Source organism: Zeaxanthinibacter sp. PT1 (assembly GCF_028464225.1).
GTDB lineage: Bacteria > Bacteroidota > Bacteroidia > Flavobacteriales > Flavobacteriaceae > Zeaxanthinibacter.
In genome coordinates this window covers 939,435-966,260 of sequence record NZ_JAQPCN010000001.1, presented here as the reverse complement: position 1 = coordinate 966,260, position 26,826 = coordinate 939,435, and the positions used below count along the sequence as shown (strand labels likewise).

Genomic DNA, 26,826 nt, shown 5'->3' with positions numbered 1-26,826 from the left:
CACAATGCAATACACGAAAACTATTTACAAGAAAGATTCCAAAGGAAAGATCCGGTATGTGCGTATAGAGGCACAGGATGGGTTTCTTAACCAGTACTCGGGAGTACTAGGAGGGGCTGAAGTCACCAACACCAGTACCTGCGAACCAAAGAATGTCGGTAGGGCAAATGAAACCACCGCTACCGAGCAGGCGGTACTGGAAGCCCAGGCAAAGATTGAACTCAAGATGCGCCAGGGGTACTTTGAGACTCCAGAGGAGGCAGAAAACGAGGTAGTAATCATGCCCATGCTTGCCAAGGATTACAAGAAAGAATCTCACAAGATCACCTTCCCTTGCTATGTCCAGCCCAAGTTGGACGGAATGCGGTGTTTGGCGATCATGAAAGGTGGAGAGGTAAAGATGATGAGTCGCTCCAATAAGGAGATCACCACACTGGAGCACATCAAACAGGACCTCATGGGTATCTACTCAGAAGGGATGATTCTTGATGGAGAACTCTATGCCCATGGGCTAAGTTTCCAGGAGAATATGAAGCTCATCAAGAAGTACCGCGCAGGAGAAACTGAACAGGTCAAGTATCATGTGTACGATATGGTAGCGAATGTGCCCTTCGATATGCGTTTAAACCGGCTACTTCAAAAGAACTTACATGAAGTTACCTCTTTGGAGACTGTACGCACGGTGAAAGTCAATGATGTATTTGCCATCGAGGACAACCATAGCTATTTCATCTCTCTTGGGTACGAGGGAACCATGGTACGATGGGGCAATGAGGGTTATAAGATCAAAGCCCGTAGCTCCAACCTTCTCAAGTACAAGGATTTCATTGATGAGACTTACCCGGTAATTGCTGTAGTGCCTTCAGAGGCTAGACCAGAGCATGCTACCCTGGTATGTGTCAACAATAAGGGCGATGAGTTTAAAACCGGAATGAAGTTCTCCCATAACGAGCGAGAAGAAATTTTGCAGAACAAAGACAGATACATCGGACAGACTGCAGAGGTAAGATTCTTCGAGCATACTGACGATGGGCTACCACGCTTTCCAGTGTGTGTAGGATTTAGAAACGATAAATAACAGAACTTAATGAAACCGAGCCATAGACAACAAGCAATATTTGATTGCTGGGAAAAGGAAGATTGCAATATTTTGATTAGTGCGGTTGCGGGGAGTGGTAAAACTACCACTCTCATGCAACTCATTGACAGATCACAGACCAAGACATTATTCTTGGCATTTAATAAATCGATTCAAGAGGAGATTACCTCCAAACTAGAGCGTAAGCGTATAAAGTACGCCAGAGCAATGACATTACATTCCCTGGGACTTAAAGCGATACGCAAATCCTTCAAGTTTGAACTCGACACGGGTAAGAATTTTAAGTTGGCAATCGCTACAGAGAAGGATAACCCGAACATTTACAAGCAGTACAACTGGGATGAGAAGAAGGGAATATTGCCTGCGTTGATGGCAATGAATGACATCTCCCGAATGTTTCTCACAGATGACTTCGAGGAAGTAAAGAAGCACATGCTGGATACATCCAACGACCTCCCGGATCTCTCAGACATGGAGCTTATTTGGAAGAAGTTTTTAGAGAAGCGTGATGCTACCTATAACAAATCCAATATGAAAATTGATTTTGTGGACATGATCTATGTTCCCATCATCAAAGGGCTCCGGATACCAACATCTCCAGTACATCTGATGATTGACGAGGCGCAGGATCTTAACCTGGCACAACACACCATGGTAGACATGATCCTAAAACAAGGAGATGTACAAAAATGGATTGCTGTGGGGGATGGGAACCAGTCCATTTATGGCTTCGCAGGTGCTTATGAGTCGTCATTCAGGATGTTTGCAGATAAAGATAACGTCAAGGAGCTTCCCCTGGATATTTGCTACCGCTGTCCAGGATCCATACTAGAGGAGGCAAACAAGGTGTATAATGTCATGCGAGGTTTTAAGACGACCCAGGGGATTGTTAGACACCTAGACATCAATCACTTGGATGTCATCAAGGATAATTCTCTAATAATTTGCAGGAATACCGGACCTCTGATCAAGATCTTCTTTTATCTACTGACAAGGGGGAAGAAGGTGTATCTCAAAGGTGATGATATCCTGGGGGAAATTAAAAAATTCCTATCTGGAGAGAAGCGTGAAGACATGGCATTTGTTTATAAGAAGCTATCAGCAAAGTATGAGAATCTATCGGAAAAGGCAGAAGAATCAGATGATTTCCTACTCAAATGGAAAGCCAACAAGTTCGGAGAGAACCTGGATAATTTCGGTATGATGTATCGTCACTTTTATGGTGACTTAAACACCGTAGATGACCTGCTTCACCATCTGGACAGACTATTCGTTAAGAGCGATGACATCAAGGGAATTACCCTGTGTACCATACACAAGTCTAAAGGACTGGAGAACCCGGTGGTGTACATTCTCAATGAGTTCCTTATTCCCTCCACATTTGCACGGTCAGAATCTCAAGTAGTACAGGAGATAAACCTCAAGTACGTGGCAAGGACCCGTGCCTCTGAGGAACTCTACTACCTCAATATCACAAAAGAGGAGTTTGAAGATTTAATATAAACAGAACAAGCCCCGGTTGAAGTGTGGAAAGTTTTTCGTGTTGGGAACCTAGAAAAATTATCCTACAAACAAGTATATACCGGGGCTTTAATATTCACCACAAAAATCAAGACAATGGCAAAAATGAAACTTTTTAAACGACTAAAATACTGGTGGATCTCAAGAGGTAGAATAACCCCTGATGTAATAACCAAGATGGATCGGGATGAAATATTCGTGTTTGGATCCAACCTGGACGGCAACCATGCCGGAGGAGCAGCAGCCTATGCAGCAAGGCACTTTGGAGCTGAGCAAGGGATCGATTATGGATTTACAGGCGACTGTTATGCGATTCCTACGGTAGGACAAAACTTTTCAGAGATGTCCCTCAGTGAGATCGAAGAGTATGTGGATATGTTTTTCGAAGATGCAAGTCATTTCACTGGATCTACAGGATTCAAATTCCTTGTCACACAAATTGGATGCGGCATAGCCGGGTTCACGCCTGAGCAGATCGCTCCGATGTTCAAGAAAGCAATAAAAATGAAGAACGTGCACCTTCCCAGGGAATTCTGGGAGGTGCTTATAAACGAATAATCATGAAAGAACCAGATTTTTTCTTCGAGGCTTGTCAGCACTGGTTAACGGATGACAGCCCGGAGATCATTGATAAACTACGAAATCATGCAGATGAGCTTCCAGAAGACTGGAATACCGCCTGTAAGGAGATGAACTCAGTCCCGTACCTCTTGACCGAGAATTGGCAGACTGAAAGGGTTCTCCAGGAAATAGAATCCTTGGAGGGAGCCTTCATCTCCATGTACCAGCGAGGAGTCAACAAGGGTAAAGACCGAGGAGCATACACATTTTCATAACTAAAAAATCACCACAATGGCAGATTCAATATTTTACGGACTCCTTATACTAAATGAAGATAGGGAGCCTTTAGATTTTAAAGAAGAAGAAGCCCTGGAGAAGGTCTTCGAACAACTGATGACAACCCGTGCCATAAAGCGGGGCGAGGATCCACAAGGATCATTTTTCAACTGGGAATGCCCGGTAGACGAGTTCATGATGCAGGATCTACTTCAATATGTTTCGGGTCTATACCCGAAGTACTACCTGGTAGTTACCTGGAGATTGGAGTCATCTGAGGAGCATGGCACAATGATCTATTACAACGGTGCACAACGCGCCTCATATAGTGTGATGGAGAACTACCCCAGCTTCGATATCATCCTGGATAAGTACAGTCACGATAAAGAACCTAAGAAGAAGTATGATTATTTCTGCAAAACCTGCGGAGATAATAGCATCCTGCACACTGCATGGGCAGTTTGGAATCCAGAGCTGGAAGAATATGAGCTTCACGGGGATCCTATGGACCATGAGTACTGTGAGACCTGTGATCGAGAAACCAAAGCAGAGTTTAAACCTATCTAAAGAATTAATAATTAAAAGTATAGAATCATGTGGAGTGAACTAAAACAGCGATACTTAGGGGTACTGGAAGACGTACACGACAGTATTAAGAATAACAGAAAATTTGCCATGAGAACTATCATCAAGTACCATGGGGTGTCTTCGCAACTCCCCGCAGCGATGATAGATCTCGGCATCATTACACAATATGGGCGTGCAACAGGGGCTACTTATGAGTGGACCGCCGATGGACCTCCAGATATGGAAATGGTTGATGCCCTGAGGGATAGATCATACAGATTGCACAAAAACAGGCACTTTGGTAATCCAGAAAACATCTGGAAGAGCAGGGCGCCTAAAAAAGACCTGGTATGATAAACATGAACCCCCTTCAAATCATTTCTTGGATTGTTGCCTTGGGGCTTTCAGCATTGTTTTCTTACCTATTTCTAATCCCTTACCTCACTAAGAAATTAGTATGGTGGGTATTGAAATTAAAATTACGCAATGCTCTAAAGTACGAGGAAAGCCATGAAAACAAAGAGAGAATCAAAGACCTACTAGGAAAAGTAGATAAAGCAAAACGAAACACTAAATTATAATGGAAACTAAAGTCACCACAAGTTCAAAACCGAAACTCTCACCTACTGAAGAGAAGTTTTACGAGCTATTTAAGGAGCTATTTGCTAAATGCAAAGGGAAAAAATCCTTTGCTCTTACAACACTAATGCAGGACTATGATTTCAATCCAGCTCGGATGAGCAAATTCCTCAAAGAGCAGGGAATAATACGAAGTGAAGGCAAGGGAAAGGGAACTAAGTACTTCTGGGTTGTAAATACGCCTCCCAATATAAGTATGGCGCACGATGCGATGCGAGCCTATCTGAGAAAGTACCCTGCAAATAAACCAACAGGTCCTAATCCTAAGTTTCTTGTTGAGGACACCAAAGAGGTAGATTCTGAAACGCAAATGAACCTTCGAAGACAAGCTGAGATTCGTGCTGCAGCGATGAAGGATAGAAACTTGGCAAATGCCCTTCCACCAAAAAACAATCCTGGAATGGCGCTATTCAAGGAGAAGCTGGTACGTGATGGACTGCGGATGGGCACCTTAGAAGGTGATGTACACTCCTTAGACAAAAAGAATCGTAACCTTGAGGCTAGAATAACGAAATCCGAATCAGAGATCGAAAGATTACGAGCAAATATGTGGACTTTAGTGGTCATTGTTGTTCTACTTGCAGTAGCAGTAGTAGCACTTTCGTTAATGAAAGCTTTCAGCCTATAATGGATCAAGCTCGCATTGACCTAATCATAAACAGGACTGATGAGAATGGGACCCGGTTGAACTATAACAGCTCTACCGGGGAACTATCTCTACAGCAGCCCAACGAAGACCGGTGGCGTATCATTGGAAAGATTATCCAAAAGGACGATACGTTCATCTACTACAAGAGAGAGAAGGAAGCGGACAAGTACCGCAAGTACAAGGCATGGTCCGTGTACTATATCCTACTGGACATTGTAGATATCATACACTACGAAACGGAGTTGATGAATTATGTCATCGAAGTCAAGACCCTCAAAACAATGGGATTCAAGACCTGGGATAAAGGCGTCGGCAGTAGTGCAAAGATAGTGTGCCCTATACGATACTGGGACTTAGCTCCCAAGTCTAAAAGGGCAAAGAACTTGATTGAAAAGCTCGGGTACGAATGGTTTGATGAACTCCATGAGGTGTTTGCCGGCGAGGAGATGGTACAGCTCTCCAGGTACCTGAGAGAAGCCCGTAAAAGGGGAGTCTCACCTGAATCAGATGTTGTATTCACCCCGTTCAGAGCATGTCAGTTCCTGGATGTCTCTATTGTCATGATAGACACACATCCCAGGGACAAGGGTAGAGGACTTGCCTTCTCTACACATGACTCTTATGCCGATAAATACGAGCCACTTGAAGTCTTACTGGACATCAAGGAGGACGAGATCTACGACGGTATGGATCTCAACAGGACAAAGAACCTGGAAGACTTTGCACAGCAAGGTGCACTGCTCATCCCGGATATCTATACCCGTAACTTCTATGGAGAACGCGCACACCAAGATATTGGATGGGAGTTCTTCAACAGGGAGGTACTGAAACGATTAAGCAACCGGGGAGGAGTGATCTTCCTCTTGTTTGGAGATATCGTACAGGAGAATTACAGGGATGTCATCGACCGCACCACTAACCTGGTACTGGAGGTGCCCTACCCTACTAGAGATAATGAAAAAGAAATACGAGAACTAAATATTTTTAAGCAATGCAACAAGTATCGGGAAGAGATATCCCAGAAAACAATTTGGTAGAGATCCTGCAGTTAGAGTCAGAGGCAGATCAGATAGGTAACAGGAACATGAAATACCTACAGCAATTTATTGCTCTAGCTACAACTACTTCGGAATACTTTGATTTTTGTAAGAATGACCTTGTACGTATACAAGAAATTCAACACAGAATATCGGAGTTGAAAGCTCCTAATCGAAAAAATCGAAAGGAGAGGGAAAGAATTAACAAAATCGAATTAAAACGCTTTCGACAGACAACAAAAGATTTGAGTAAACTCCTATTGAGTTTCAGTGAAAATTGGACAGAAGACCCACAGTATAAAGATTTTGTAGAGGAGTCAATTGACAATATCGGAGAGGTTTTAGACAAAATCGAATTAAAATAATCTTAGGTTTTTAACAGAAGGTTTACAAATTAATCAACTTAAAGGGGGTCATAGAACCCCCTTTAGTTGTATTTAACCAAATAAAATTTTGAATATATGAAAAATCAATATAATTTAGTTTCATCAATTATTCCTTCTGAGAAGAAGAAAACAAAACAAAAAAGAATGCCAAGGAAAAAGGACATCGACGAAATTGATGTCAAGATTCTTGAGATTATTTCGTCAAACGCAACGATTACCAACAAGGATCTTTCAGAACAGATTGAGCTTACGCCTGGTCCAACACATGTCCGGGTACAGAAGCTATTAAAGAAGGGGCTATTAAAAGAGCCGCATTATGAATTAGACTGGAAAGCTTTAGGCTTCCTCTACCATGTCATGGTCATTGCAGCGGTCTATAAAAAAGACTCAGAGAAATTTTCTAAATCGGTATTTAACGTACCGGGAATCAGAAAAAGTAAAGTTATAGAGCGCGAGGGTACTTCAGACCCTAAGATCTGCAACTACGTTATCAACGGCATCTTCAAGTCAAAAGATGACTTTGTGGAAGCGTGGTCTGACATTCTAACTAAATTGAAATTCCCAGTTGACTTTCAGGTATGGGAAACCAATAAGGTAGAATTTAGCAGACATGGAATATGTTTAGAATAAAAAGGGGAGCAATTACGCTCCCCTATTTTTTTTTAATTAGTGAAACTCTCGAATACCTTCACTGCTGTCTTAGGACTCTCACTGTACGCTGTCTGCCCAAGGGCTAACTTCACAAACCTGGCGTATAGTTTACTATCACCTTTCTCATTAGTTCCGGTATCCCTCTGATACTCTTCAAACGGACTTCCAAACTGCACTGCAAAATCAGAAATACGTTCAATATGCGTGGTTAGAATCGTGGGAGATCTCATGATCCTCATGAATTCCTGCGGGTTCCAGAATGACCAGGTTTCAGCCTGCATCCTAAGGGCATTGTAGAGCATGTAGTTCAGTACCACATCGTCCTCATCATCCGTGGCTGCAATGATATTCTTGATCGCCATTGCCACTAACATGTTACTGAATCCAATACCGAAAGAGACTAAGGACTTCACAGCCTCTTGCTTCTCCCTAGTAGACAAATCGTTCCCTTTCATTACCCTTGGGAAACTTCTTCTGTAATGGTATAGCTCACGCCGCATTGCCCTCCAGAAGTACAATGCATATCCTCGCTGATACTGATCCTGTTCGTAATCAATGTACTGACTACCCCATCTCCTTCGCATAGATGGATAGAGGTACTTCCTGAAGAACATCAGCATCTTACCCCACACACTATATTCCAGGACACTCTTATCATAGGAGTTGTACACCCCATTGAGCATCTTATTTACAGCGTGCATACGGTTCATGAACTTGATCTCATCATTCACATTCCACTCTACACCTTCCTGAAGCTTCAGTTCACCAGTACCTGAGGTAAGGTTTCCTTTGCTGTCCATGATGCCGTAGGCTTCCAGTAGATTGATCTCGTTGCCGTCCTTGTCCTTGACCATAGTCTTGTATGCCCGAGCTAAAAAGAACGCAACCTGAGGCTCGTATTCCGTTAGGTGCCTGTGAACAAACAGTGCATCCGTACTCATAAGCTGCCTTGCTTTGGATCCGGAAATTCGTCTACCCAACGTGTCGCGGAATTCTCCTTGAATCACATCGAACAGATCAATGAACTGTCCAATCTTGGATTTGTTGCCACTCTTCCCGAAGTCCTCAATGAGGATCTGCTTTCCCATACGCGTGAAGAGCTCTTGCCCTTTAAGGATATCCTTCACTGACATGTCTCCCTCTCCAGATGCCTCGATGGTTTGCTGGATAAGCTGCTGATTCATGTTGGCGGTAGCTCCCATAAAGATCCTGGAGAGTGCATCGGCGTGCAATCCGAAAGAGGTGAAAGAAGCGTGCATCATAAGGGTACTTACAATCTTATCAACCCTTACATTCCCAAGCTTCACGACCTGGTTGGCATCCCCGAAGACCACCATCTGGATGAACTTCTCAAGACGCTGCTCCGTGTACCTGGACCCTTTCTTGTCCTCAAGCTGTCGGGTGTGCCCTAACTTCCTTGCGGTCTTATCGTACAGGTTACGGAAGAAGGAGTTCTGCTGGTTGATCGTTCTGCTCTTGAACTTATCAAGTAAGAACATCCCAGTCTCCATGGACTTCACCCTTGCCTGGTAGGTGTTTGCCATATCCTCGTACATGAGGATATTACGCGCCAGGTCAAGACTTGTATCGGCAGCCTCCAGCGTATTCTGGTAGTACACCGGTAACTGGTGTGAATTTCCTCCCAGGTATTTATCGCTGCTGTAATCGACATCCTCTGCAAGGTTCTCACCCATGTAGTTCTCCTTCATCTCATTAGCCTCACGCTTGATGATCTCGATGATGTTCTCTCCTTCAGTGAATCTATCCTTCGCCTTCTTGTAGATACCCGGTAGCAGTAATCCCTGACGCTCATGGATAGGCAGTTTACGCTGCGATGCCAGGTACGTGTCAAGAAGTACCTTGTGCATCTCTCCCTTGAGATTCTTTGGAGTACCATCGCTGTTGTACATCTTTAACCACTTCAGGTTTAAGTACTTATCTATAGGCTCCTTGAACTCCTTTTTGTAGTAGATCTCGTATCCAAACTTTCCTTCCTTCATCAGACGAGCAACGGTTTGTTTCTTCGTCTCACCTTCCTTGCCGAATGCCTTGAACTCTTCCTTGGTAAGGATACCCCACCTTAGTCTTCCTCTGTTATTCATTTGGTCCCTGGCGAATTCTACCAGAGCATCCCATCCTTGGGTATCTCTGATCTCGTCCAGAACTTCCCTTATCTCATCATCACTCTTCGGCTTCGTATTCTCAACGTACCACTGCTCAATAAGATACCTATTTAGCTCATCGTTGTTCACCATCAGGACTTTGTATCGGTCCAATTTGTTCAGGTGATACGGTTTCTTTCCTTTCATGGCAGTGAGCCTATCGATCTCTGCCTGAATTTTCTTCTTCTCAGCCGCTCTATCTATTGTAGTCATGTACAGATCACGCGCCTCTTTAAAGGCTTTCATGTCAACCCTGTCTGTGAATTGCACCTGATCCTTTCCACCAGTATTGACTTCCTCGTAGATATCCTCGTAGATCTTCTCCAGATTCATGCCGGAGTACTTCTTCTTGAATCGGTCCATTACCTCCTGCACCTTATTGGCAGCTTTAATGGTCTTCCTTCTCGATATCTCGTGGTTCCTCTTGGTAAAGAGTGAGTACATTGCCAGGAGTGGATCTGATGATTGCGAGGCAGCACCCATTAAATATTCCAGGTACGGTATGTCCTTCTCAACATTGTTTAGTAGCGCAATAATATCTGCCTCATCGAGTGCTGCCTTACTGTAGGCATCCTGGATATTTGCAATACGCTTTTGTGCAACCTCTATCTGCTTGCTCTTCTTATCATCAGACATATCCGGCTTTTCCGAGTGCTCCTGTTCCAGATCCTCTAGGGACTGTCGTGCCTCGTCAAGCTCCAATCTAAGCTGCTGCTGTGCCTGCTTTGTAATCTCTACTTTGAATTGTTCTGCGATAAGCGGCTCGATCTCTTTGAGGAGCTTGTCTTGGATCTCATTTCGAAGGTCACGTGCAGCACGAAGCTCTTCAAGTTTACCGCTTGGGTCCGGAATCTCACGGGTATTACTGTTTGCAATCACCTTCTTCTCCTCACTTACGATTTTATCCAGGAACTTATAACTCTCAACTAAGCGTCGGAATTTGAAGAGTTCTGAAATGATATCCTCTACCGGAGTACCCTCTTTCAAATTCTCCAATCTCTTATTGAGTACATCCCTGGTAGCCTTTAAATCCTCCAGAGCGCCATCGGTAATTGCCAGGAGGTCTTCAGTATTGACTACCTTCTCCCGCATATCTTTCAGACGCTTCATCCTATTGGACTTATACGTACCATCCTTTAAATCGGAGGTTTCCAGTGCATCAATCTGCTCGGTAAGCTCAGTCTCTACCATCTCCAGAAGGTTCTTCATTGGATCCTTAGCTGGGTTCTTAGCTCTCGCCTCATCCACCAGTTCGTCTGTGGTCATACCTGCTGCTCCATATTCCATCAGGTATCCTTCGGAATCTCCCATTACAAACTCGCGTAGTGCAGGGAACTGAATGGACGCCAATGATCTTGGATCATCGAACTGCATCTTGGTCATCATCTCATCAAAGGACTCAAACCCGTTCATCAACTGCGCCGCACGGTCTTTTTGATCCTGTGGAAGCTTACTGAAATTAGGAACATGCTTTACAGCCTTGACCTTCACACGAGATCCGGTACTTTTTCGCTTAGAAATAATGTCCAGGGTATCTCCCTTCTTGAAAGAGTGTACCTCATGAGGTTGGATGTAGCTCATCTTTTTGGATCCTGCCCTGATAGCCCCGGAATCCTGAGGACTCACCGAGAACGGTTTGGTACGGGCACGCTCGAATTTTAAATCGAACATCTCATCGTTATTCAGGTCCAGTGGTGCATCGTCCTGTAGTGGGTTGTACCCAAGTACATTGTCCAGTATTTGAGACAGCTCTGCAAGTTTGCTGTTCTTCAGACTCGCAGGGATCCTATCCAGGATAAGTTTCTTAAGTCGCTCCCAGAAGCTCTGCTTCTTTCCATCTACCTTCACATCGCTCTCAACAGAGGCAAGGAAGTTTGCAAAAGGCTCGTTGGTGAATGCGTAGGTGATCAGCTCCTCAGGGTCGTTCTTGATGTACTGGAAAGACTCCCGCACTTCGGCAGACATAGCCCCTTCGTACTGCTTCAGGTCCTCAACGAACTTCTCCACTTCCCCCATCATCTTCGCACGCTTATTCTTGGGAAGCTTCTCAATGATCCCGTGCAGCATCTCATGTACCAGGGTTTGCTCAAGCCTCGACACGCCATAGTTCTCAGTACCTGTAGCTGCTCCAATAACCCTTGGGTTAAGTTGGATCTCTCCACCCGGATGGTAGATACCGTAAGCATCTGCGCCGTGGTCCTCAATGATCAAGGTAATTCCTAACTCCTCAGCCTTCTTTGCTATATCCAGGTACGCGGATCCTGGCTTGAAGTACGAGAGCAGTTCGGTGAGCGACACCTTCTTGCCCTTGAAGTTCTCCATCGCTTCTCCAAGGTCCATGGTCTCAGGATCGAAAGATGCGCTACGTCTTCTCTCGAAGAGCAGGTTGCTGTCATCCAGGTCCGGAAGATTTGGAATATCATCATCATCCTTACTTGGAGGTGGTGTAGGAGGGGTGTCCTTCTTATCCGGCATCACAAAGCTCAGGTTCGGATCGAATTGGAATCCCTTATCATCGAGATCCTTATCGGGAGCAGTAGTCTCTCCAGGTTCCGGTACATAAGCAGAGGCTGGAGCCATTCCTGCAAACGTGGTAATCTTATCATTGGGCAGACTATCCGCAAGTGCCTTCGCCTCGTCCAGACTAAGATGTAATGGAGAAGCTCCACCTAAGTTGATTGGTTTGACTCTTTTGTAGTTGACAAAGTAAGCAGGCTCATCGGCATCGGTGTCGAAAGATTCTTTCTCCAACTCATACACGACGCCATTCCAGTTGATGTACTTATGGAAATTCATGCTCTCCTTATCAGGAGCTGCAAGATTCTCTCTTTTGTCTGCATTTATCGCAGCAGCAGAAACATGCAGCCTGAGTCCCTTCTTAGTCCTCTGAGCTATCTTGGTTGCTCCTTTAGCCTTGAGTTTTTCCATACGCTCCGGCTTGAGGAATCGGAATGCATCTTTGTTGGTATGCGCCAGTAAGTCTAACAGCTCTCCTACAAGCATGGAGTGCGAAGCTCCAACCTCAGATAATTGATCGCTATCTACTAGATAAGCCTTCTGGATACCATCCATACGCTTGAGTACGTTGGATATCATATCAGGAGCAAGGTACGCCACAAAGGAGTCGTTCTTGAACTTGAAGTTATCCTTCTGGATCAGGTAGAACAGTGCGTTTTGTGCGAACTCCTGTACCTTTGAATCTGTTGAGTTCCAAAGCTCGTCAAAGCCTTCCTCTACTGCATTACGCGTAGCGGGTGAGTACTTAGCGAAGGTGTCCACCCCAAGTACATCGATCTTACTCCTCCCTCCGGCACGCTTTACATCTAATCGCTTTATGAATTCATTAGCTGCAAATGTCGGATCGCTCTTAAGTAGTGCCTCGAACTGATCTACCAGGGTCTGACCTGTAAGCGAAGGGAATAATAAATGTGCCTTCTTGGAGATATCTACTCCCTGGCTCATAAGTTCCTGGCGGAATGCTCTGGATACCAGTAACGCCATCATCTCCTCACTAATAGCTTCAATATGAGGATATTCCTCCTCCATGTTCAAAAATGCAGTGCTGGAATCAATCAGGTGTCTTCTCCATGCCTTACCAATCGCGTCGGCAGATCGGACGTACTCTCGGACTACTTTGTCCTGGTTCATCACGCTACCCGCATTATCGAAGATAAATAACGGCTCTCCGCTTTCGGGGTGGACTGCATTTATATTGTCCCAAGACTCCGCTACTTTACGCGGCGCCCTTACATCCTTGAATCCTTTCTTCACATTGAGTACATCCTGAACGGCGAATACTCCCTGGTTGATCTCCATGAGTGCCTTGAACTGTTGCAGTACCTGGAGCTGTGTGATCAGGAAGTCAATATCACCTCCTTGCACCTCACCAAGTTCCATCAGTGCCTGGTATCTGGACTTTCCACCACGCATCTTGTTGAACTTGACACTTCGAAGCATGTCCTTAGAGGTAAGCCCTCCATCTTTGATCTCTACATCATCGAGTAAAGCATTAATCGCCCCAATAGCCTCGTCGATAATCTCATCACTTACGCTGTTCTTACCTTGAACATCCAGGTGCATCAGTGCAGGCTGGTGGAAGAACAGGTTGATCCTTCTCCTACCGATTCCCATACCTGCCATCAGTGTAGCCTGGGAAACAAAGTGACGCTTCATGTTAAGCTTCGAAGCAAGTCGCTCCTTCGCGTTATCCGTCATCGCAGTAATCAGAGAGGAGATCGTATCCCATTTGAATTCCCTGTTCTCGATAGGGTTTCCTTCCTGGTCGATATCATGCTCCATCGTCGGGGCAAAACTGGAGAAGTCTGTCCCGTCTATATTTACCGCTATCTGGGACTTTAACCCCATCTTCGTCGCATAGGCAATGAAGCTGTTGGTCGAGGCAACGTTACCGATGTTCGCTGCACCACTCACGTTGTTGTACCAGGCATTGAACGCCCCTACCGGAGAGATAAGCATCGAGTTACCTTCCTTCACGCTACCGTTCTCATTGGTGTTTCCCCACAGACTATTGAGCCATTTGGAGTCTTCCACTAGACCGTCAAGACTAGCCGGTACTTTGAGTCTGTCCTGTATGGACTTGTGGGTGAACATCTCAATGTAGGTACTGATCAGCTCGTTCTTATTGGCAGGAACGATTACCGGATCCTTAGCCTGCATGAAAGCAAGCTTACTATCCAGAAGTCCGTATGCCTTGAACGCATCTAAAGTAGCCTGGTCTTTGATTGCCTGGATATCTTCGTTAAGAGACTCTATTGCCTTGATCGTATCGGCTTTGAGAGAACCAATAGCCTCTTTAAGCGATTCTACTTGGCTTACTCGGTCCCCGGACCATCCCAGGAAATTGTCAGCACTCAGATCCATCTCATTAAGCTCGTCGCTAATGAGTTCGTCATCCAGTAGATCAGTGTCCACCAGATCGTTTTTGATGGCTTCTCTGAGCTTGTTAAAGCGCTCGACTAGGGAATTGTATTCCGGATGCCCAGATAACGCATTAGAGACGCTTATTTTGATTTCTTTCCTCTGGGAGTTGTAACGATAATATTCATCCCATCGTCCATCTACCGTAGTGGCTGAACCGTAGAGTTTGTATTCCCTGGTACCATCTTCATTCTTTACCCAGTATCCCTCTTTGATCATCAGGAACCTGGAATCCACATCGAAATCCTCTCCTGCAATAAGCGGCATCTCCTTAGGAAGTACTGCAATATCTCCGTGGGTGTCAGGTAAGAACCCTACCACTTTGGCGGCGATCATCGAGTGATACCACTGTGATGGGATACGAACTCCGAAGATCTCCAGTGCCTCTGGTGGAATCGTATCACCGGGCTTGAGTCCCATAAGGTTCGCAGAACGTCGGGTGATCATTACTTCCGCCAGGGCAGTTTCACCTTCCCTGTCAGGATTGTGTACTTTCAGATCCCTGGACTTCCACTCTTCACCCTCGTAGTTCTGTGGGTTCTCGATGACATCAACAGGATCCGCAAGCTCCTCGCCGATGATATTTCCATCCTCGTTCTTGATCTCTTTGTAGACTACTCCTTGAATTGCCGTAGAAGGCACGATAGTCACCTTGGCTCCGGGCATCTTATCTGCAAGCGTCCCTTTGTTCGTGTGGGATACCATGATCTTCTTCAGCGCGAGTGCAACGTGGGGGATGTTCATGTTGTATTTGAACTTCCCGTTCTCATCCACCAGGTACTTGAGTACTTCTTCCTTCTCCTGTGCAGCCTCCAGCGTTTGCTTTGCCTTCTCGATAAAGTCGCTGATGTTCAAATCACCCTTCTCATCTTCCCTAAGCAGGTACTTGAGTGCCAGGTCTACATTCTCCTTGAGCGTACCGGCACGCAGGGAATCCATACGTTCCTTTAGCTCACGTACTGAAGGTGCACCGGGCACGTCAGAGAGTTCCGCAGCGATAAGTTCAATGATCTGCGTCGGGTGTGTAATAGTAAATACTCCCTTGGCACTCTTCGAAGCGTTCTCCACCTGCAGACGCTCGTATCGTCCATCAAGCATGGTGGAATTCATATAGGCATCGTACCTGGAAGGACTCAGTGCCTTGGATTTCTTATTTGAATCCACCAGGGGAACATCCTTGTCCAGTCCAAAGTTCTCACTGCTGAAGAAGCTGTCTTCTATCGCATCGTTCTTGACACCTTTGGTTGCGTTGAGTGTAACAAGCTGGTCCACCTCGTTCTTCTCCATCCACTCCCGCATGTTGTGCAGCCGCTCAAAACCTTTCCTTGCAACCCACTTGCCGTTCTTCTTGTAGGAGGTCATCTCCTTGGTCAGAACCACATCCGATTTCTTGTTGTAGATCTCCGGGGTGTAGTGCACTGTCTTTGCAGAGATAAGGTCAATCTTTTTGACTTCCCAATCCTTGAGCTTTTCACCGTCAATTACTTTCTGGTAGATCCGCTCCTGCTCCTGGGTAAGCCTACCCATGTGGCTATCCATCTCCATACGATACTGCGCAGTAACATATACCACAGCATCATCCGAATCTGAAACATGTCCATTGATCAGTTTGCCTTCCTCATCATACTCAGATTTACCACGGTTTACCGTCTCGGGGGCAATCTCCGTAGCTTTACCATCGGTCTTGTAAGCAACCTTGATTGCCCGGTCGATTACAGGAACCCCTGCAGCATTGAGTCCCGCCGCACGTTTTACACGGTCGATCTCATTCTTGGTAATGGCAGCATCCCCTTGGATCATCTCCTGTACCGAGGCTCTAACGAGCATGTCGTTCAGGGCAAATATGGCAGCGTAATTCTGGATCTGTTCATCTTTACTTGCCTTGGCGTTACCGTCCTTGAAGAACCTTAGTACGGAACTATCCAGGGATTGAAGACCTGCATCACTGGTGAGCTGTTCGTGCGTCTCCGCAACTACCGCCTCCAGCATCTTACGAATAGCCTTCTTTGCTTTTGCCTCTACCGCTTCGATTCCTTTGTCCTTACTTGCCTCGATAGCTTCGATCAGTGCTTGATTATCGTTGAGGGCTGTAAGTACTGTGAACTTGGTCACCGGCTTACCGTCCTTGGACTTGATGGCGTTATAGAACTTAGCGATCTCCGGGTCCCTTAGGATGTCGATCATTCGATCGTACTCCCCGCGGAATACCGTGTTGAAGAATGTGTCCACAGCATCTTTGGTGATCTTACCCCCACTGAAGAATCCGAAGTTTATCGGCAGTTTAATACCGTATGAGCTACGCTTCTCCGCGATAACGAAGGGCTGGTAGATTGCACTATTTTCCATCCCCTTACCATTCCTGGCGGTTCTAAGCATGACGCTGTTAAAGAGCGCCTGGCGGTTATGGATATACTCCTCAGGAGTCAGGTTCTTATATACCTTACCGACACGATCTATTTTAATATCTCCCACGAAAGCAATGCCCATGGACTTGCGGATCTCGGGATTCAAGGTCAACAGGTAGTTATGTGGAAGGACATCGGAATTCTCATTCGTACCTGTCTTGAGCATCTGGTGGACACTCTCGAGCAAATAGTTCGGGGAGACAAACGCGTATCGCATCTTACCTTCTGCATCGGTCAGGGTCTTCTCAAAAACATCATCGGTAAATGGAACAGCCTTGTTCGCTACTTTCCTGAAGAGTTTAAGCTGTCCATTCTCACTAAAGAGTCCGGAACGTACAGAATCCCATCGGTCTAAGGCATCAATGATATTGTCCATGTCCTTAGGCGTGATGTAATCCTCACGCTCTCCGAAGAGTTTGGCATCCTCGTTCCCTTCGTAATCCATGGACCCACTGACGTAAGTGTCGGGAAGCTCCACTCCGAATGCCTGGAAGGTGCGTTTGAATACCTGTAGTTCTCCGTATTTCTCTAAAACTTCCTTCATAGGGTCGGAAAGCTCCTCACGAAGGAGATCCACATCCCCCTCTTGCATGTACCCGGTAAGTGCCTCCAGGTTCTGGATGATCTCTTCCTTCTGCTCGTCGGTAAGCCTGGATGAATAGGCAGAGAAGAGTTGTGCCCATTGTTTAAGTAGCATCTCTCCCGCATCCTTCTGGATCCCATTATACACCTTGGTCTCACCCTTTCGGACAACGGTCTGCAGGTAATCTAATCTTACTTTGTTGAACTCGGTGAAGAATCCTTTGTAGATGGAAGGATTGACTCCTGTATCCAGTACCCGGTAAGCTACAGCCGCTATTTCAGGATCTCCTTTGGCAAGTGCGCGGAGCTTCTGAACGCGAGTTTCCTGGTTTGGGGTGTTGGCAAGGTTGTGCAGGATCTTATTGTACACCTTGTCGTAATTGATAAGGGTCTCCATGGTACGCCCGTACTGATCCGGTTTGGTTACGGTGGTCAGTGCGATGAATTCCTTTATCTGCTTGGAGGTCTTCATACGACGCTCCATAGCCTCCATGTCCCAATCGTTATCTGCGCCCTCTTCGTTGTCCTCTAGGGACTCCAGATCTACGGTGTTATAATCCAGGGCAATGAACTTCTTCTTGACTTCATCAATGATCAGCTGGATGTTCTCCTCCTTGGCGTAGGCGGTTCTTTCCTTAGCCATGGTCTTTAGCTTGAATCGCGTTGCCGGATCTGTAAAGTCAGTGATCCCCACACTTTGAGGTGTAAGTCCGTCGACATACTCTGCCAGAAACTTACGGATCATAGCCTCCTTATTGGTGGTCGTCGCCGCATACTTGTTAATCTTCGCTGCCATCAGGTTGATGATATGCTCCGAGTGTGCTTGGGCTACCCCACGTACTCGCTCGAATTTTGCACCATTCTCCTGGTTCTTTTCCTGGTTATTGAACTTCTCCAGCTCTTCGAGAATACGCTCAGGAGTCCAGCCCTGCTCCGCACCCATATCAATGATCTGGTCCTCAGAAGTAAATACAATTTCTTTAGTCTCCTCAGCTTTCTTTTCCTCTGCCTCCTTGTCCTCCTTGGTCTTTAATTCTTTGGAGATATCCAGGTGAGGAGCAGTAGATATTTTTGAAACGTCTACTTTAGGTAAGTCCACCTTAACGGTTGGCTGAAAGATATCTGGGTGCTTGAATACATTGAACAGCTCTGCATTCTCAGGTGCAGCTTCCAGTTCCTCATCGATACTGTTTCGGAAGTTCTCCCGCGCTACAACCACTCCGCTCACACGCTTTACCAGGTTCACCAGGTGGTTGAAGTCTTGGATCGATTTAACTGGTTCCTTCTTCTTGTTCATGGGCTGTTCCATATCGGAACGGTACGACCACAGATTGACCTGGAAGGCATTATTGAAATCGTTTTTGAAGACCTCGAACTTAATGTACATGTCTCTGGACTCCAGGGCGATAAACTTCTCATTGAGTTTCTCAGTGAGTTCCTCTACCTTAGGGGAAACGATACTTACCTTGTCATAATCCAGCGCTTGCACTTCCGCAATCAAGGCGTTCAGCTCTGCGATGTACGCAGCCTCTTCTCCCTTTTTAATTGCATCCTTTGGCGATAGGGGTATCCATACCTGTGCACCTCCTGCTTCCATGAATGCCTGGTATCTCGCACCTTTAGAACGACGCGCTGGCGGTTTCACTCCCTGTGGAGCTTTCGATGGGGTCAGGTACTTCCTGGCTTTCTTATCGTAGATAACAAAGTTTCCGTTCCGGTCCTTGGCTTCGGTAATATCCAGACCGTTAATTACCTGCTCACCCTTCTCGTCCTTTGAGCTATTGAATTTGAAATTCGCCAGGGTCTTCATCGGAATAGCTCCCGGATCTACGACCATTTCACCATCCTCCTTGTCCTTTGCAGCTTGGTGGATTGCTTTACGCAACTCAGCCAACATTGCCTGCTCCTGCTTGATCTTTTCAAAGTTCTCAGGGGTATGGGCGCCTATCCCTGTGATATTGAACATGGTAGTGAATTCATCGAAGGTAAGGGAGGACAAATTCAGTGGAACCTGTTTCATCCTGTCCCTGCTAAACTTGTATGGATTCTCCAGTGCACCAAGTACTACAGGAGTATCTCCATCCATGTAGACGACCTCTATGTCTACAATTTTATCATTGGAGAGGACGCCGATTTCAGAATCCGGGAAGAAGGTGTTTTTAGGATTAACCTTAAACGCACGCATCACCTTATCAGTGGTCCTGAACTGAAGTTTCTCCAACAAGTTAGGGTTCCGAATTATCCGGTCACGTTCTTTACGTTGGACAGCGGTCATGTAGCCATCGTATAGGGAAGAGAACTGGTTGTAAAATACCTCTTGCTTGTTCGGGTACTTTGCATTTTTCGGGGTGACCTTCTTCTTTTTAGGTTTAGGTTTCTTCTGGGTAGGTTCAGCATCAGGGTTGTTACCTGGAGCTTCATTTGCGGTCCACTTGGAACTATCATCCTTGCCTTCAGTTACTTTAGTATCCGCATCAGGGTTCCCGTTTTGGGTCCACGGAGATGTAGGAGTAGTATTCTTGGTATTCCCCGTATCTGGAGCACCTGAAGTATCCACGCCTTCAGTAACCTCAGGAGGAGTACCCAGGGCATCTAATTCATCTTTATCTAAATCTCCAGGTAGTGGTCCCGTTGGAGCACCACCAGTATCTTCCACATTAAGGTCTCCTTTCTTCTTACCTTCCTTCGGCGTTTTCTTAGGAGCTTCCTTCTTAGGCGCCTCTTCCTTCGGCTCCTCGGTTATGATCTCATCAGCGTCGGTCATTTGCCATCCCTCAGGGCTGGTATAGATCTCGTAGCCTTTGGCGAGTAGTCCCGCCTGACTCTCATCACTGCCCACGTACCGCATCCCTCTATTGAGAATACCCAGCGCAAAGTCTTGACTCTTGAGGTTCTCTTTACTCTCGCCCCTGGCTTTCTCATCGAATCGCGCACGGAAATCCTTCCTTTTGAGTTTGCCCAGCTGACTGTTATAGATCTTGCGCATGCTACGCATCTGCTTGAGCGTGCCCTCTTTAGCCTCGATTTTATCCCTTAGCGCAGTGTATTCCTTGGTCCCTTTATCCAGGGTACCCAGTTCGCTCTTGTGTGCAGCGACATCTTCTTTAAATTCATTTATGAATTCCTGGGCAACGCCTTTGCTGTAGTTCATCTCCATCTCGTACTCCCGGATCTCATTAGAGTACCGGTTCTTACGATAGTCCTTGAAGGATTTTACCTTCTCACCCCAGGCATAGCGGCTGGCGCGTAGTGCACGCTGCTTATCTTTTAGTTCCTGGATCTTTCCTCGCTCCGCTTTGTTGGGCTTCTCCTTGGCACTGAGTTCACTGAGTTCCAGCTGTGTCTCATCGAGCTTTTTCTGGGCATGCATCTCCATCAGTACGGATTGGAATGCTGCAGCCTTATGTTTTTGACGGTAGTTGACACTGGTTTTTGGATCTTGCGCTGCTAGGATATCTGGAGCATGTTGTTTCCAGATACTATCCAGCTTCTCGATAGATCCGACATAGTGCTTGTACTGCTCGTCATTGTACAGACCAGCATCTTTAAGCGATTGCATGATTGCCAGCAGGTCCTGAGTGTGCCCGGTAGCAACAAGATTCGCTATATCACGACGTTCTTTACTCTCACGATGGAAGATTCCACCCACACCACCGATAATGGCGCCCATGGCGAATTCTTCTACTGCCTGGTGAAACGACTCTTCAGAAAGGAATCGTTGCGGCGCAAATTTACCTGCACCCGCCTGGTCCTCTTCATTAGCGAGTAGTTCGTTGTAAATGAATTTACTGGTACTCTCGGTCATCGACTGGAAGAATTCCTCTGCACCTTCCTCGAATCCTGTTCTTAGCGAGTTCCCTACGTTGGTCTCTCGTCCAAAGATTGCTTTACCTGCAGCCCTGACGTTCCCCATGACCCCGGTATTGGATTTTAATCCTTCGGGAGTCCACTTGGTTGCCTTCTCAGCAAAGTAATCGGTAAGGCTGGATAGCACTCCAGGTTTCTTTACTGCTGCCTCTATAGCTCCGGGAGTAAGGTCTCCTCCGGTTTCCTTTGCAATAGCCTGCATCATCTCCTTGGTACCGTTACCCTTGGATCCGATCAGCCAGTTATTGAGTTTGTTGGAACCGAGCTTCATTTCAATTCCAGTAGATACCATACCCACTGCAAGAGCAAGTGCTCCTGCTTTGGCAGAGTCAATACCATTGGCTCTAGCCTCCTCCATGATGTACCCGGTATTGATCGTCATACCCCCGGTCATGCTACCGAAGTTATTGGCGAATTGGATCTGCTTTTTGGCGATCTCCGCTGCGGTACCTTTGAAGAAGCCTTTCCCTACGGTCTTTGCTCCCCAGGTAGCCATCTTACGAAGCGGTCCACCGGTAAGTGCGTACTGCGTTAGCGAGGAGAGTCCCTGTCCGATCGCAGAGAATGTATTGACAGGATCTGAAAATGTACCTTTGTCCTGGTACACATAGTCCCGAGTACGGTTAAGCTCTTTGTTTTGACGAAGCCTTCTTGCGGTATTGTTGATCCAGTTATCGGGATCTGCCTCAAACTTCTCCAGGTTAACCATGTCCTCAAAGGTCTTGGACAAATCTCCTGAAGCGATATTCTTGAGGTTGTTCATCCCATAGTTCACGTTCCCCTCTAACATCGCATCGGAGAATGCCTCTAATCCGTTGGCAACAGTTGATGGAAGTCCCATCACACCTTCAGCGTACTCCTCCATGAGTGAGCCTAACCAGGTGGGGTTACGATCCGGAGTACCATAGGCAGACATCACTTCTTTGGTAGCCTGCTTGGTGTCCTTAGGATTCATATCCACTTCCTGGAGAATGTATTTCTTCTTCTCATCATCCCAGAGCGGTACAAATCCGTTGGTATTGAACATAAGACTCTTGACGATATCTTTCGTTGGGATCAGTCCCATAGACATCTCCTCGACCAGGTTATTCGCATCCTGTGCCTTCGACTCGTCTATTCCCAGGATATCTGCAATGGATTGTCCCAGCTCCGAGAATCCGGTAACGCGGGCAAGCTCGTGCTTCTCCTCGGGATTGTCTGTAGTATCATCACCAATCAGGCGGCTGTACGCCTTGTTGAGCTTATCTGCAGAATGCCATTTACCATCCACCCCTCGGAAGCCTTCCTCCATGGTGTTCCTGGTCGCTTCCTTGATGGTAGTCTCACGCTCCTCACTATCGATGTAGTGAATACCAGTGGACGAATCCATAGCGTATGGATCGTATTTCTTATACCCGTCGAATGCAGTGTCCCATGCGCTACCCTGCGGTTGTACTTGTTCAGGGGTCTCGTTTGTTTGTCCCTGGATTGGTTTAGTTGGATCTGGCATTAAAAATTATTTGGTGATTAGTTATCTGTATCTTCTTGGTATCCTCCCACTACTCCTTGAACTCTGGTCCTGTCATCTCGCGTGATCTCGCTCTTAACAGTTTGACCTTGATTCATAGAGGCTGCATGGCTGGAATATATCTGGTTTACAATCGGAGCAAGCATCGAACCTAACTTGTCAAATACCTTTGTAGTACCTCCAATATGTTGCTGACTCTGCCTTACTTTGTTGAATATTAAAGGAATAAGATCCGGAAGTTGTTCTCTTGTAGAAACTCTTGAAAACACTTCTTGCTTGAACGCATCAACCTCTGGAGTATCCGGAAGCATACGAATCTTAGCAAGCGCATTAAGCCCATATTGTTCTTGTGTATCATCGTCCAGGGAAATGATCTGTTCCAACCCTGTTTGTATGGTCTGCATATCGAAATGATCCACCGTGCGTTCTCCACCCGAGCGGGCAGCTCCCATCTGGATAGGCAGGTTATTTACCACAGAATTCGGCATTAACTTGTACTCCTCATCCTGAGTCATCGGAAGGAAATAACGCTTGCCTTCAGCGTCTACGTACTGCTTCACGTTTGTAGGCTTAACATCTACTCTATTCCCGTCATTATCCATCACGTAATACGCACCATACTCATCGAGCTGTGGCACTGCATCCTCAGAGATGTTACGTCCTTTAGAGTTAGATGAACCTTCACCGAACGGTAGTAGCTCTCCGGTTTGCGGGTCTGTGAATATCTGTACGTTGTTCACGTGTTTAACCCCTTCCAACATTGTCCCTTCTGTATTTAGCTGATGCCCTACAGAAGTCCAGAATCCATCATCAGAGTTCTTAGGATCAAAGCTGTAGAACCCGTTAACAGGAACTACATTCGTTTCTGATGAATCTACCGGGGCATTAGAATGTCCGTTGACTACAATATTCGCCTTGTCCCTTGATACACCACTAACCCAACGATATGGATCTATCGCTGGTCCGTTATTATCTGATCCACCGATCTTACTTACCTGTGGCATGAACATGTTACCGCCACCACGACCCTCCTGAGCTTTTGCTCTTGCGGCAGCAGCTCTTGATGCGGTCTTGTTAGGGTTCTCGTATCCGTACAGACGGCTCTGAGATTGTTGTCCAACGCGCTCCATACCAGCTCCGATAAGCCCCTTATAAATTTCCCTCTCTGCCTCCTCTGCCGTGTATCCTCTACTTCTCCAATCCAGCAGCTCTGTACGGTAGGTATCCGTACTACGGTAACGATCCATGGCGGCGTCCGCGTAGTTTTTTACGTCCACTTCTGCGATCCCTGTGGTTGTGATCTCTTTCATCGAACCATTCGGTCCGGGTGCGTAGAATGTACCACCACGCTCTGGCATGTGGTCAAACAGGGAAGATTTTACCTTGTCGTATTCACCGGCTTTCATGTACCCGGTCTGGTACTCATTGTAGACCTTGTTCCCATTCTCATCCAGGGAAATACTTTGGAAGTTCTCTCCATTGAGAATATTCCGGGCATCGATCGGCGTGAATCCTTGTGCCCTTAAAGTGTCACGGATCTCCCCATCCTTCTGACGCTTAGCGTGAGTTCGTTGCAGGTGCTTTAGATCTTTGTCATTAAGAAGGTCTGCAGTAGCCCTACCTACGAAGGCAGCAGCGTTCTCCAGTCCATCCCCTGCGGCTACCTGGTCAATCTGCTCCTGAAGTTTCGCGATCTTATCCTGTTTCCAGTGGTCGTCTTCCTCTGAGACTTCTATTGCAGCCATCGCAGCCTGAAGCTTATTGATATCTGCCAGGTTAGTCTCATACATCTGGTTGAATCCCTCCGCTGTGGTCTGGATAGCTTCCATTGGAAGATCCTGGAAGAGTTTCCCTACTTGAGCAAACTTGGGTGCTCCGAAATAATTTCTCATTTAAGCTGTTGTGTTTGTGGTCCGTACATGTTCACGTACTTGGTGTACTGACCGTAGCGATCCAGGTACGGTTTAAGGATCTCTAGCATCTGGTTCTGACGGTCACGCTCTAATCGTTGTCCGTTGATGTTCCCGAAGTCCTCAGTCATGTTCAGGACATTGAGGTATTTATTGTAGCCCTTCTGGTTGTGGAAGTCTACCATATTTTGTCCGTGTTGGGTCATAAGGTTCGCGTTTTGATTGGCGATCCTGTTCCCTATAAGCGCCTTACGGTTCTTCATCTGGTTCTCAGCATTTTCCTTCTGGGCATGCAGCTGTCCCACGTGCCCCATACGAGCAGCAAATGCGCCTACCTTGTTGGCATTGGAAGCTCCCCTGGAGGCATTGGACTGATCCAGAGCTTTGTTTACCGCACGCTGTCCGCGCTTCGCATCGGCGAGTTGTGGTTCAATGTTGTAATTGGTATTCATCTGCGGCGCACCATAGAGGTGAGGCATCGCATCAGGTTTTACCTTATCCAGGTACTTGGAGAAGGCGACGTTATCTGCGAAGGGTGCAGCCATACCCGCCATGTCCATGATCTTGTTACCATAGTTTGGTCTTTGCCAGAACTTATTGTCTGGTGCATTAGCTGCAGGATCTTGGGCAAGTGCAGCCTTTACCGGATCTGACTCCAGATCTGGACCTGCTTGCCAGTCAGAATACGACATAGAACCAGGGAGGTTTACCTTAGGAGTAAAGTCTGCGCCTGTTGGTACGGTCGTCGTGGATGCCTTGGCTGCTGCAGTTCCGGAAGCTTTAGTACCTCCTGCCTTTTTAGCTGAAGCAGTTGCAGGTTTAGCAGCAGTGGTATTCTTTGCCGCTACTGCGCCAGGTATTCCGTAATCAAATATTGAACCTGCATTCTGAGGATAGATATTCTCCTGGTTTGTTGCCTCGTATCCTGCAGGTACACCTTGATGTTCTGGACGATTAGGATCGATATTGTAGCCGCTTGTTTGCGTATGTGCCCTACCATCAGGAGTGATCCTTACGGTGTCGGGACCATACTTCTTAGCCTCGTCCTGCCTCCTTTGCCATGCACTCTTATCGAAATTAGGATTGTCGGTAGAAGAATTTCCAATGGTGTTGTTCAAATAATCCAGGGTACTTTTTCCCATATCCTTGAGGCGATCCCATATCGAGTACTCTCCAGTTCCGGGATTAGATCCATACGCGCCTTGGGTAAGTGGATTGGGTTGGTACATTTGAGACTGGATAGGTCCTCCCTGTTGTGGATACCCATCATTGATAATCTGAGGTCCTGTTTCCCATGCAGACCGGTTGTTTGTATAGGGATTGGAAGGATGGATAATCGGCAGAGTTTCCTGGTGGGGGTAAGTTCTGTCGTTGACCGTCATCTCCTTCATCATTCGCGGTCCTTGAGCAGCTGCCGTAGCAGCTTTAGCTTGTCCAGGTCTCTCGCCATAGTATGGAGCAGCACCTTTTGTACCTTTGGTACTGATTCCCTGCGGGGTAATTGTTCCCTCTACAGCTTCATGCTTGTATTTATCATAGGCACCTTGGATTACCTCAGGACGAATACCTGGGAACTGCGCCTGAAGGTCACTGATGATTACTTGTGGCTTGACATTAGGCTTATTCATGATCGTATCCTTCGCTTTCTTCATAAGCTCTTTGATAGGATCAACCTCTCCGCCATCGTCGTACTTTACGTAGCCTCCTTTAGCATAGGACTTCTGAGTCTGCACATCTGCAGCAGATTGGTTGTCTGCCATCAGGGAAGCTTTCGCTTCAGTCACACGCTCTAGCATGAGCTGTGCAGCATTCTTCTCGCGCTCGGAAGATGCATCGTTCATCATCTTTTGATATTTCAACTCCTTCTTCGCCAGAGCCTCAGCGATCTTTGCGTAAGTTTGCATGTAAAGCTTATTTATTATGGACTATATATTCGACCTTTGCGTAGAGCTTCTTGAGTGGGGAGCACGCATGACTGGACTCACCTATAAAGAGATCAACATTTGGGTTTTCGTAATTATTCATCCGTTATTAACACTTATCTTTTTCCTGTGGGCACTTTATCTAAA

13 protein-coding genes are annotated in these 26,826 nt (G+C 46.4%); 10 read left to right on the top strand and 3 right to left on the bottom strand.

Annotation, left to right across the window (positions count from 1 at the left end; translation table 11 throughout):
* The first annotated feature begins 4 nt into the window (after nucleotides 1–4).
* From PP178_RS04065 to PP178_RS04020, 10 genes are all read left to right on the top strand, one after another.
* Entirely contained in the window at nucleotides 5–1,078 is a 1,074-nt protein-coding gene (locus PP178_RS04065; protein ID WP_272593031.1) for an ATP-dependent DNA ligase, read from the top strand.
* 9 nt (nucleotides 1,079–1,087) lie between these two features.
* Nucleotides 1,088–2,602: a UvrD-helicase domain-containing protein gene (locus PP178_RS04060; protein ID WP_272593030.1), complete on the top strand. Its 1,515-nt coding sequence runs from the start codon at nucleotides 1,088–1,090 to the stop codon at nucleotides 2,600–2,602.
* Between the two features lie 114 nt (nucleotides 2,603–2,716).
* Nucleotides 2,717–3,178, top strand: a complete 462-nt coding sequence (locus PP178_RS04055; protein ID WP_272593029.1) for an A1S_2505 family phage non-structural protein — start codon at nucleotides 2,717–2,719, stop codon at nucleotides 3,176–3,178.
* Between the two features lie 2 nt (nucleotides 3,179–3,180).
* A complete protein-coding gene (locus tag PP178_RS04050; protein ID WP_272593028.1) occupies nucleotides 3,181–3,456 on the top strand; it encodes a hypothetical protein in 276 nt (91 codons plus the stop codon).
* 16 nt (nucleotides 3,457–3,472) lie between these two features.
* Nucleotides 3,473–4,024 (top strand): hypothetical protein, encoded by a 552-nt coding sequence (locus PP178_RS04045; protein WP_272593027.1) that lies wholly within the window; start codon nucleotides 3,473–3,475, stop codon nucleotides 4,022–4,024.
* 27 nt (nucleotides 4,025–4,051) lie between these two features.
* Nucleotides 4,052–4,378, top strand: coding sequence for a hypothetical protein (locus PP178_RS04040; protein WP_272593026.1), 327 nt, complete (start codon nucleotides 4,052–4,054; stop codon nucleotides 4,376–4,378).
* Nucleotides 4,379–4,604: 226 nt separating this feature from the next.
* Nucleotides 4,605–5,291 (top strand): hypothetical protein, encoded by a 687-nt coding sequence (locus PP178_RS04035; protein WP_272593025.1) that lies wholly within the window; start codon nucleotides 4,605–4,607, stop codon nucleotides 5,289–5,291.
* Nucleotides 5,291–6,349, top strand: a complete 1,059-nt coding sequence (locus tag PP178_RS04030; protein ID WP_272593024.1) for a hypothetical protein — start codon at nucleotides 5,291–5,293, stop codon at nucleotides 6,347–6,349. Before PP178_RS04035 ends, PP178_RS04030 begins: the two co-directional genes overlap by 1 nt.
* Nucleotides 6,304–6,714 carry a hypothetical protein gene (locus tag PP178_RS04025; RefSeq protein WP_272593023.1) on the top strand — a complete coding sequence of 137 codons (411 nt, stop codon included), beginning with the start codon at nucleotides 6,304–6,306 and terminating at the stop codon, nucleotides 6,712–6,714. Before PP178_RS04030 ends, PP178_RS04025 begins: the two co-directional genes overlap by 46 nt.
* 96 nt (nucleotides 6,715–6,810) lie before the next feature.
* The gene (locus PP178_RS04020) at nucleotides 6,811–7,365 is read left to right on the top strand and encodes an Lrp/AsnC family transcriptional regulator (RefSeq protein WP_272593022.1); all 555 of its coding nucleotides are present in this window, start codon (nucleotides 6,811–6,813) and stop codon (nucleotides 7,363–7,365) included.
* A gap of 32 nt (nucleotides 7,366–7,397) precedes the next feature.
* Here PP178_RS04020 and PP178_RS04015 read toward each other — a convergent pair whose 3' ends face one another.
* The 3 genes from PP178_RS04015 to PP178_RS04005 are packed head-to-tail and all read right to left on the bottom strand — an operon-like array spanning nucleotide 7,398 to nucleotide 26,661.
* Nucleotides 7,398–22,829, bottom strand: coding sequence for a hypothetical protein (locus PP178_RS04015; RefSeq protein ID WP_272593021.1), 15,432 nt, complete (start codon nucleotides 22,827–22,829; stop codon nucleotides 7,398–7,400).
* A 17-nt stretch (nucleotides 22,830–22,846) separates the two neighbouring features.
* On the bottom strand, nucleotides 22,847–24,739 hold the full coding sequence (locus PP178_RS04010) for a hypothetical protein (protein WP_272593020.1): 1,893 nt from the start codon (nucleotides 24,737–24,739) through the stop codon (nucleotides 22,847–22,849).
* Nucleotides 24,736–26,661, bottom strand: a complete 1,926-nt coding sequence (locus PP178_RS04005; protein WP_272593019.1) for a hypothetical protein — start codon at nucleotides 26,659–26,661, stop codon at nucleotides 24,736–24,738. The genes PP178_RS04010 and PP178_RS04005 overlap by 4 nt, the downstream gene beginning before the upstream one ends.
* Nucleotides 26,662–26,826 lie beyond the last annotated feature (165 nt).

Excerpts from the sequence above, each read along its gene's own strand:
- PP178_RS04065 (WP_272593031.1), top strand. The coding sequence starts at position 5 with ATGCAATACACGAAAACTATTTACAAGAAAGATTCCAAAGGAAAGATC.
- PP178_RS04060 (WP_272593030.1), top strand. The coding sequence starts at position 1,088 with ATGAAACCGAGCCATAGACAACAAGCAATATTTGATTGCTGGGAAAAG.
- PP178_RS04055 (WP_272593029.1), top strand. The coding sequence starts at position 2,717 with ATGGCAAAAATGAAACTTTTTAAACGACTAAAATACTGGTGGATCTCA.
- PP178_RS04050 (WP_272593028.1), top strand. The coding sequence starts at position 3,181 with ATGAAAGAACCAGATTTTTTCTTCGAGGCTTGTCAGCACTGGTTAACG.
- PP178_RS04045 (WP_272593027.1), top strand. The coding sequence starts at position 3,473 with ATGGCAGATTCAATATTTTACGGACTCCTTATACTAAATGAAGATAGG.
- PP178_RS04040 (WP_272593026.1), top strand. The coding sequence starts at position 4,052 with ATGTGGAGTGAACTAAAACAGCGATACTTAGGGGTACTGGAAGACGTA.
- PP178_RS04035 (WP_272593025.1), top strand. The coding sequence starts at position 4,605 with ATGGAAACTAAAGTCACCACAAGTTCAAAACCGAAACTCTCACCTACT.
- PP178_RS04030 (WP_272593024.1), top strand. The coding sequence starts at position 5,291 with ATGGATCAAGCTCGCATTGACCTAATCATAAACAGGACTGATGAGAAT.
- PP178_RS04025 (WP_272593023.1), top strand. The coding sequence starts at position 6,304 with ATGCAACAAGTATCGGGAAGAGATATCCCAGAAAACAATTTGGTAGAG.
- PP178_RS04020 (WP_272593022.1), top strand. The coding sequence starts at position 6,811 with ATGAAAAATCAATATAATTTAGTTTCATCAATTATTCCTTCTGAGAAG.
- PP178_RS04015 (WP_272593021.1), bottom strand. The coding sequence starts at position 22,829 with ATGCCAGATCCAACTAAACCAATCCAGGGACAAACAAACGAGACCCCT.
- PP178_RS04010 (WP_272593020.1), bottom strand. The coding sequence starts at position 24,739 with ATGAGAAATTATTTCGGAGCACCCAAGTTTGCTCAAGTAGGGAAACTC.
- PP178_RS04005 (WP_272593019.1), bottom strand. The coding sequence starts at position 26,661 with ATGCAAACTTACGCAAAGATCGCTGAGGCTCTGGCGAAGAAGGAGTTG.